Raw genomic sequence first — 8,973 nt, forward strand, 5'->3', positions numbered from 1 at the left:
TTCCGCCTCCGTCTGCCAGCGACGGCCTAGCGGCGATTGCGCCCGGCCGCAAGACCGCCTAGACCCGCGGCGGAAAACACGCGGGATGGGGTGCCGCCGGCCTTGCGCCGTGCGCATCACGGGCCCGCAGCAGCAAATGGAGCAGCAAATGGATTCGTATCAGGTGACTGCGGACGAACTGCGTCAGTTCGTGGAACGGATCGAGCATCTCGAGCAGGAAAAGAAGGATATCTCCGAGCAGATCAAGGAAGTCTATGCCGAGAGCAAGGGGCGCGGCTACGACACCAAGGCGCTCAGGGCCATCATTTCGCTAAGAAAGAAGGACAAGGATCAGGTCGCCGAGGAAGAGGCTGTGCTGGAGATCTACAAGCAAGCCTTGAACATGATCTGAAAACCTTGGCCGGGCGCGGTTTCCTTGACCCGATCCGCCCGGTCGTTCCATGCGCTTCGTCTTGGGATGCGCATTCTTCAGGCGGAGTTTTTGTTTACATAATCATAATTATCGAAGAAATTCGACCCTAGGGGTGGATTCTATTCTAAATCGCGACAAGCCATGGTTTTCAGGCAGTTGCAATTCACGGAGAACCCCTTTTGGCCTCGCATCTCAGCTTCGATGAGCGCCGCATCATCGCGGCCATGCTGCAACGCAAGCTCAGCGTTGCGCAGATTGCCGCGCAGCTCGGCCGGCACCGTTCGACCATTCATCGCGCGATCCGGCGCAATTTCTGGCACGATCCCGATGTGCCGATCGCCAATGGCTAGTGGCATATGAACGCGCAGCAACTCGCGGCGTCTCGGCGCTGTCAGCTGTCAGCAGCGCAAGCTGGTCCGGCATGATGCGCTGCGGCTGCCGGTGATCGACCGGCTGCGCGCGGGATGGCCGCCCGAGCAAATCGCCGGTCGGCTGCGCCATGAAGGCCACTGCGAGCGGATGTGCCGCGAGACAATCTACCGCTATGTCTGTTCATCTGAAGGCCAGTTCCAGGAACTGGGCCGCTTTCTGCCGGAGCGGCGCCGCAAGCGGAAGGCGCGCCATGCCCGCAAGGCCACAAGCCTCGTCTTTCCAGAATGTTGCATGATCCGCTACCGCCCTGAGGCCGTGAGGAGCAGCCCCGGACCGGAAGCAGAGGCCCGCGGCCTGCGGCGCCGGAATGCGTCACCCGGCCGGCGAAGGCTGCCTCGGCGGCACGGTTGGCGGGACGCCCCATATCCGCGGCGCGTCCCGCATCAGCATCCGCGCCTCGATCAGGTCGAGGCGCTGGCGCGCGGCTTCGATATTGCCCGCGGTTTCGTCCAGAAGCTTGTGCCACAGGCGCAAGGCGGAAACCGGGCTCCAAGGCAGCGCCGCCTGCGCAAGCCAGCGGCGCAATTCCGGGGGCAGCCGGTCGTATTGCGCGATCGGGCAGCGCCTGCGGCGGCGGCGCAGCGAGGTGGCGAGGTTGCCGCGCATCAATGGAGCCTCCGGGCCTCGGCCGGCTCCACCATGGGGTCAAGCGCCAGGAACAGCCGCACCTTGCCGGTTCCGGCGATGGGCGGGGAACGGTGCAACAGCCCCGTGACCTCCATGCCCGGCCACGAGGCGCCGCGCAGGACCGCGACTTCGCCGCTGCGCATCGCGCCGGCCCGCACGATCCGGCCGTTTTCATCCTCCAGCCCGAATTGCGTTTCCGGCCCCCGATAGGTGCAAAGCAGCCGCGCGGGCAACTGATCGACATGGAACCGGCGGCAGGCATCCGTCGTCACCGCCTCGAAGCGGATATGCATCAGCGGGTTGCGCATGATCCGGGCAAGCATCAGCGCCAGCGCCCCGATGTCGCTGGCCAGCAGGTCGCGCATCGTCCCGGCGGGCAGGCCGGACAGGTCGCAGGCGGCGTGGACGCCGCGCTCGATCGTCCGGAAATCGGCCACGGCACGCAACGCGGGCAACTGTCCGGGGGGAATGCTCTCGATCCATTCGGCAAAGCCGGGCGAGCGATTTCGCCGCCAGATCGCCGCCCCGACCCCCGGCCGGGTTATCTGTTCCAGTACGAGCCCGCTGGAGGATTCGAGGATCCCCCGCGCCTTGGCGGCGCCGGGGTGCGGCATTTGCGGGATTGCGGTATCGGTCTTTGCCATGCGTCCGGGTTTTCCCTCCTGGCTGTGTCGCCCCGTTTGCGGCGGGGGGCATTCTGCGCCCCTACCCCTGCCCTTGCGGTCGGCGCCCTGCTCAGGCGACGCGGCGCTGGCCCCATTGCGGGAAAGGATCGGGCAGCCCGGCCCAGGCTTCGGGCGTGAAGTCCCGAGCCTCGACCAGGGCGTCGTCCAGAGCCTTGGTGATTGCCGCAGGGTCCATGCCCGAGCCGATGAAGACCAGTTCCTGCCGGCGGTCGCCCCAGGGTTCCTGCCAGACCTTCCCGATGTCTTGGAGGGAATCCGGGTGGGTGGGCCAGCGATCCCGCGGCACCGAAGCCCACCAGCCCCCCAGCGGCGTCACGCTGGACATCGCCCCGGCAAGGCTGAACTCGACCGCCCAGCCGGGGCGCGAGGCGATCCAGAAATGCCCCTTGGCGCGGATCACGCCGGGCAGGTCGCCATTCAGCAAGTCATGGACCTTCTTCGGATGGAAGGGCTGCCGGGCGCGATAGACGAAGGACGAGACGCCGTATTCCTCGGTCTCGGGCACATGCGCGTCGAAGCCGTAAAGCTCCTTGGCCCACATCGGATGCATATGCGCCCTGTCGAAGTCGAAAAGCCCGGTATCGAAGATCGCCCCCGGCGCGACGCGGCCGAAATCGGTCTCGACCAGCCGGGCGTCGGGGTTCAGGGCGCGGACGATCTTGCGGGCCTGGTCCAGCCGGACCGGCCCCGCCGCGCTGACCTTGTTCAGCACCACCACATCGGCGAATTCCATCTGGTCGGTCAGCAGATCGACCAGCGTGCGGTCATCCTGGTCGCCCAGGCTCTCGCCGCGGTCGGCGATGAAGTCGTGGCTGGAGAAATCCCTGGTCAGGTTGACCGCATCCACCACCGTGACCATGGTGTCGAGCCGGGCGACGTCCGACAGGCTGGCGCCGTTCGGATCGCGGAAATCGAAGGTCGCCGCCACCGGCAAGGGCTCGGCGATGCCGGTCGATTCGATCAGGAGATAGTCGAAGCGCCCCTCCTCGGCCAGCCGGCGGACCTCGACCAGCAGGTCGTCGCGCAAGGTGCAGCAGATGCAGCCATTGGTCATTTCGACCAGCTTTTCCTCGGATCGCGACAGTTCTGCCCCGTCGCGCACCAGATCGGCGTCGATGTTCACCTCGGACATGTCGTTGACGATCACCGCGACGCGCCGGCCCTCGCGGTTGTTCAGGACATGGTTCAGCAGCGTCGTCTTGCCCGCGCCCAGAAAACCGGACAGGACGGTGACGGGCAGGCGGCGATCTTTGGCGCGGGTGCTGGCTGGCATGGTATTCCTATATGTAATGTTATTACATTACTTATATAGCCGGGATCGCCGGGTTCTGCAATGCCCCTGTTCTTGCCCCCTCCACCGCCCGCCGAACAGCCGCGCTGCCTTTTGCCAGGGCAAGGCGGGCGCAAGCCTGCCTGGCACGGTGGGTTCATGCGGTGCGGTATTCGGTGCGGTTCAGAACGGCGCCTGGACCAGGCGGAACGCCGTTGCGATGGCGAAGATCGCCACGAGGCCACCGAAGGCGATCTCGACCAGGCTGGCGATGACCGAGGCGCGGCCAAGGGCCGGAAGCGAGACATGCACCCCGCGGCGCAGGGCGACCGCGGCGACCGCGGCAAGCCCCGTCACCATCATGGTGCCGATCCCCATGACATAGGCGCCGGCGATCCCGATTACGTCCAGGTCGAAGCGCCAGGTCAGGATCAGCAGGAACAGCGCCCCGGTGCAGGGACGCAGGGCCACCCCGGCGACCAGTGCGGCCGCTTCGCGCCAGGAACGGGCTGCCAGGACGTCCTGGGCATCCGGGACATGGGCATGGCCGCAGCCGCATGTTTCGGAATGCGCATGGCCGTGCCGGTGCCGGCCGGCGGCCAGCCTGCGAAACCCCCGCCAGCACAGGATGATACCCAGCGCCGCGATGGCCGCTGCCGAGAACGGCTCGAGGCTGGCCGAGGCGCCCTCGACGCGATCGCGCGCGCCGCCGAAGATCCAGACGCCCGCATAGACCACGGCCACCGCCACCGTCGCCTGCGCAAGGCTGGTGATCGCGGCCAGGCTGACCATGCGCCTCATCGGCACGTCGGTGGCAAGGCCATAGGCGCCGATCAGCGCCTTGCCGTGCCCCGGCCCCAGCGCGTGCAGGAAACCATAGGCAAAGCAAATGCCCAGGAATGCCGTGACCGCGCCGGTTTCACCGCCCCGCAAGGCCCGCAAGGCCCGCGCCAGCGCATTCTGATAGTCGCGCTGCCAGCCCACCGCCATGCGGGCGACGCGATCATCCAGCCCGGTCCAGAGAACCAGGCCGGCGGCCACGGCCAGCGCAAGCAGGGCGATCAGGACGGCCTTGCGCATTCCAGCCTCATGTCGTCGGCGAAATCGCCGCCCACATCGGGGTATTTGCCCTGGTCCATGATCTCGTCATTGGTCAGCTTGGCCAGTTCGTCGCCATATTTGCGCTGCGCGGCGGCGATATCGGCCTTTTCGATCTCGACGCGGCAGTCGTCCCGGCCGCTGATTTCAAGCGCCCCGACCAGATCGTAGAAGGTGTAATAGGTCGGGTCATAGACCTGCAGTTCGATCCGCCCATCCTCGGGCCGGATCCGGTCCAGGAGCGCGCGGATATGGGTCACGACGATCCTGCCCTGCTGATAGCGCACCGCGACCTCCTGCGGTCCCGACAGCGCGACAGGATTGCCGTCGCGGGTCAGGTAGAGATCGCCGGCGAAATCCTCGGGCCAGTCGCTGAACATGGCGGTCAGGCGGGCGATCTCGTCATCCGTCAGCACGCCGTCGCCGTCCTGGTCCATTTCCATATCCTCGACCATCAGCATCGAGGAGAAGTCGTCGAAGGCCCAGACCACGCTGACGGCGCCCAGCCTGCCCTCGCCGTCGAAGCGGAAGGTCAGCCCAGTGTCGATGAAGACATGCGGATGCGCCTCGGCCCTTGCAAGGGCAAGGATCGACAGCAGGGACAGCAGGACAGGCCGGAGGCAGCGCATGAGGCATGCCTTATGCCGCGGGGATCGGCCGAGGCAAATCACAAAACCGGCGTTCGGACGCCCCTTGCCGATGCGTCGCGGCTTTCACCCCTGCTTGGCCCTCGCCCCTTGTCGGATTTCCGGCGCGGCAAGGGAAACCGTGAACGACATGCCTTGCCTCCCCGGTTTGGTAATGTAATAACATCACGAAAATTCGAATCCGTCATCCCGCGATACCAGGAATTGCCAGGAAATGAGCCCCTGCACGGCCGGCCAGCCGCTGCGAGCCGCCGATTCATCCCGAACCCCATGAAGGAGAAACCATGTTCAGACATCTCGCGGGCGCCAGCGCGCTGCTGCTGATCCTGGCCGGCGCGGCCGCCGCGCAGGACCACGATCACGACCACGAGGATGTGACGCTTTACCGTGTCTTCGTCGGCGACCATGAAAAGGGCCAGGTCACGGCGTTCGACCTGTCCGCACCCGACCATCGCTGGACCTTCCCGACCACCGGCCAGGCCAAGCTGTATTCCGTGGCGGGCGGCGCGGTGGTCGCCGCGGTGCAGTCCGATGCCGATACGGTGCAGTTCATCCAGAGCGGCATCTCGCTCCATGACCACGGCGACCACCGCGACATCGAGGTTGTCGATCCCGCGGCCATCGACGCCAGCCTGACCGGCCCGCGGCCCTTCCACCTGGTCGATCACGACGGCAAGGTGGTGCTGAACTACGACAATGGCGGCTATGCCGAGATCCTCGACGGGGCCGCGCTGGCCGAGGGCAAGGTCGAGCCGGTCAAGTTCCCGCAGGCCCGCGCCCATCACGGCTTCGTCGCGCCCTTGGGGGGCAACTGGCTCTCCACCGTCGCCTCGGACGAGAAGGTCGAGGGCGACGCCTCGGTGCCGCGCCTCGGCCTGCAAGCCTTCGATGCCGAGGGCAGGTCGGCGGGCGAGCTGGCCACCTGCACCGCGATCCATGGCGAGGCCTTCTCGGGCGCCTATCTGGCCGCCGGCTGCAAGGAGGGCGTGCTGACCGTCAGGGCCGGGGCGAGCGGGCCGGAATACAGGCTGCTGCCCTATCCCGCCGAGCTGCCGCAGGGCGTGACCACCGGCACGCTGCTGGGCTCGACCGGCATCCAGGTGTTCCTGGGCAATTACGGCCCCGACGGGCTGGTGGTCATCGACCCGGTGGACGAGCCGCATTACCGCTACATCAAGCTGCCCTTCCGCAGGGTGGATTTCGCGCTGGACCCCGCCAAGCCCTCGACCGGCTACGTGCTGACCGAGGATGGCAGCCTGCGCCGCATCGACCTGCTGAAGGCCGAGATCGCCGCCGGCGCCAAGGTGACCGAGCCCTATTCGATGGACGGGCATTGGAACGACCCGCGCCCACGCATCGCCATGGCCGGGGGGGAAATCCTTGTGACCGATCCGAATGCCGGCCTTGTCCGCCGCCTCTCGGCCGAGGATCTGACGGAACGCGGCACCGTGCCGGTCGGAGGCGCGCCCTACACCATCGCCGTGACCGGCGGCAGCGGCCTGACGCATTGACCGCGACGCGGATTGCGGAAAAAGGGGGCGGTTTCCCGCCCCCTGCCCCAAGCCTGCCCGCGGCCCTTCAGCCGATCCGGCCGCCGCCCTGTTTCGTGATCGCCACCACCGCCGGGCGCACCGGCATGTCGTCGCGGAAATCCGGCCAGCGGGTCGACAGGTCCTCGTAATAGGACGGCCGGCCGTGGCCCTCCCAATCCTCGCCGCCGTCGCCCGGATGCTGCACCGCCACGAAGAAGGTGGTCAGGTCCGGCGTCGGACAGGGGCCGCACATCTCGGCCCCCACGGGCACGCGATAGAACAGCCGCGAGGTGCCGCGCGCCGCGCCCTCGACATCCACCGCCCAAAGACCATCCGTGCGCCCGGTATCCGAAGGCGAATTGCCGTCGGTCGAGACCCAGAGCCGCCCGTCGCTGTCGATGGCGCAATTGTCGGGCATGCCGAACCAGCCATTCGCCGTGGTTGCGGTCGAGAAGGTCGCGCCCACCTCGGCGATGGAGGGATCGCCGCATTGCAGCAGGATCTCCCAGCTGCCCTTGGTCGCCGCCAGATCGCCCCCGTCCTCGAGAATCTCGATGATATGGCCGAAGGCATTGTCCACGCGCGGGTTGGCGGCATTCGCCTCTTCGCGCTTGGTGTTGTTGGTCAGCATGACATAGGCCCGGCCGGTCTCGGCATTGGGCTCGATATCCTCGGGCCGGTCCATCGGCGTCGCACCCAGCAGGTCGGCGGCGCGGCGGGTCTCGATCAGCACGTCGGCCTGGCTCTCGAAGCCGTTCTCGGCAGTCAGCGGCCCCTGCCCGTGCACCAGCGGCAGCCAGACGAAGCTGCCATCCTCGTCGAAGCGCGCGACGTAAAGCGTGCCTTCGTCCAGCAGGTCCAGGTTCGCGGCCCGGTCCTCGGGATCATAGCGGCCGGCGGTCACGAACTTGTAGACATAATCGAAACGCTCGTCGTCGCCCAGATAGAAGACGACGCGCCCGTCCTTGGCCAGCGCGCTCGCCGCCCCCTCATGCTTGAAGCGGCCAAGCGCAGTGCGCTTCTTCGGGGTCGAGTTCGGGTCCATGACATCGACCTCGACGATCCAGCCGAAGCGGTTGGGCTCGTTCGGTTCCTTGCCGATGTCGAAGCGGTCGTGGAACTTGCCCCAGGCATAGCTGTCCTCGGGGATGCCCATGCGCTTGTAGTTCTCGGCCTCGGGGTGGCCTTTGGGCAGCGCGCCGGTGAAATAGCCGTGGATGTTCTCCTCGGCCATGATGTAGGTGCCCCAGGGCGTGACGCCGCCAGCGCAGTTGTTGATCGTGCCCAGCACATTCGTGCCGGTCGGATCCGCCGCAGTCTGCATGCGCGCATGCCCGGCGGCCGGGCCGCGGATCTCCATCGGCGTCTTGGCGGTGATGCGGCGGTTCAGCGCCCCGTCCAGCACCGGCTGCCATTTGCCGTCCACCTTGCGGATCTCGATCACCGTGCCGCCATGGGCGGCCATCTCGATGTCCACGCGCGCCTCGGTCGCCTCGGCGACGGCGATCTTGCCGTTCTCGACGGTGACGATGCCGGGGAACATCAGGTGTTCGTTGGTATATTCGTGATTGACCACCAGCAGGCCGCGGTCATCGGCGCCGTTCAGCGGGATGAAGCCCACGAAATCGTTGTTATAGCCGAACTGGCGTTCCTGCGCGGCTTCGGACTGGTTCAGCGGGTCGAAGTCCGGCGCATCGGCAAAGACCTTGTCGCCCCAGCGCAGCAGGATGTCGGCGTCATAGCCCTGGGCGACGTGATGGTCGGCATCGACGCCGGCCGTTACCTCGGGGAAATCGAAGGCCGAACCTTCCGGCGCGCCTTGCGCCCTGGCCTCGTCGGCGGCCAGCAGGGCGAAGGGGCTGACGGTGGCCGAGATGGCGGTCGCGGCCATGGATCCCTTGAGGAAGCCGCGGCGCGAGAAGCGGGCGGCGATGATCTCGCCCATGGTGCGGTTGTCGGTCGGGTTGTGGCCCGGTCCGTCGGCCTCCTCCAGCTGGCTGGTGCGGAAGACATGGCGGGAAGGGTGTTGCTCGGTCATGGGACGCTCCTGGCTGATGGCGCGGCCCCGCAAGAAGCCGGGGCTGCCCGGCGTTCCATAACCGGCCAGTCTGACCGAAAGGTGACAGCCCGGCCCGCCCCAGCCGGGCCCTTGACCTTTCTGGGGCAAGAAGCCCTATTCTTTCGACCCGTATCCAACTGAGGAGGGTTTTCCCGTGAAGCTCCACATCCCCGACATTCCCCGCGGCGCCTGCGCGTGCCCGGCCGGCTT

Annotated in this window: 9 protein-coding genes; 3 read left to right on the top strand and 6 right to left on the bottom strand. The window is 67.0% G+C overall.

Annotation, left to right across the window (positions count from 1 at the left end; all coding sequences use genetic code 11):
• Positions 1-148: 148 nt before the first annotated feature.
• Together ACNKFW_RS06545 and ACNKFW_RS06550 are read left to right on the top strand one after the other, a co-directional pair.
• Entirely contained in the window at positions 149-391 is a 243-nt protein-coding gene (locus ACNKFW_RS06545) for a DUF2312 domain-containing protein (protein WP_028710656.1), read from the top strand.
• Positions 392-591: 200 nt separating this feature from the next.
• Entirely contained in the window at positions 592-762 is a 171-nt protein-coding gene (locus tag ACNKFW_RS06550) for a helix-turn-helix domain-containing protein (protein WP_081750566.1), read from the top strand.
• Between the two features lie 394 nt (positions 763-1,156).
• On the opposite strand, the gene ACNKFW_RS06555 is transcribed toward ACNKFW_RS06550, so the two are convergent.
• The 5 genes from ACNKFW_RS06555 to ACNKFW_RS06575 form a co-directional block, all read right to left on the bottom strand.
• Positions 1,157-1,450, bottom strand: coding sequence for a DUF6525 family protein (locus tag ACNKFW_RS06555; RefSeq protein ID WP_024845399.1), 294 nt, complete (start codon positions 1,448-1,450; stop codon positions 1,157-1,159).
• A complete protein-coding gene (locus tag ACNKFW_RS06560; protein ID WP_147428012.1) occupies positions 1,450-2,115 on the bottom strand; it encodes a DUF1826 domain-containing protein in 666 nt (221 codons plus the stop codon). The genes ACNKFW_RS06555 and ACNKFW_RS06560 overlap by 1 nt, the downstream gene beginning before the upstream one ends.
• 91 nt (positions 2,116-2,206) lie before the next feature.
• Complete coding sequence (locus tag ACNKFW_RS06565) at positions 2,207-3,430, bottom strand: GTP-binding protein (RefSeq protein WP_147428011.1); 1,224 nt, start codon at positions 3,428-3,430, stop codon at positions 2,207-2,209.
• A 180-nt stretch (positions 3,431-3,610) separates the two neighbouring features.
• Complete coding sequence (locus ACNKFW_RS06570; RefSeq protein ID WP_147428010.1) at positions 3,611-4,507, bottom strand: nickel/cobalt transporter; 897 nt, start codon at positions 4,505-4,507, stop codon at positions 3,611-3,613.
• Positions 4,489-5,154, bottom strand: coding sequence for a DUF1007 family protein (locus ACNKFW_RS06575; RefSeq protein WP_147428009.1), 666 nt, complete (start codon positions 5,152-5,154; stop codon positions 4,489-4,491). Before ACNKFW_RS06575 ends, ACNKFW_RS06570 begins: the two co-directional genes overlap by 19 nt.
• Positions 5,155-5,456: 302 nt before the next feature.
• On the opposite strand from ACNKFW_RS06575, the gene ACNKFW_RS06580 reads away from it, so the two are divergent.
• Positions 5,457-6,683 (top strand): metallochaperone AztD, encoded by a 1,227-nt coding sequence (locus tag ACNKFW_RS06580; protein ID WP_147428008.1) that lies wholly within the window; start codon positions 5,457-5,459, stop codon positions 6,681-6,683.
• 67 nt (positions 6,684-6,750) lie between these two features.
• Here the strand turns inward: ACNKFW_RS06580 and ACNKFW_RS06585 are convergent, their stop codons facing one another.
• Positions 6,751-8,742, bottom strand: a complete 1,992-nt coding sequence (locus ACNKFW_RS06585) for a PhoX family protein (RefSeq protein WP_147428007.1) — start codon at positions 8,740-8,742, stop codon at positions 6,751-6,753.
• Positions 8,743-8,973 lie beyond the last annotated feature (231 nt).

Source organism: Paracoccus sp. TD-10 (genome assembly GCF_048270675.1).
Taxonomy (GTDB): domain Bacteria; phylum Pseudomonadota; class Alphaproteobacteria; order Rhodobacterales; family Rhodobacteraceae; genus Paracoccus; species Paracoccus pantotrophus.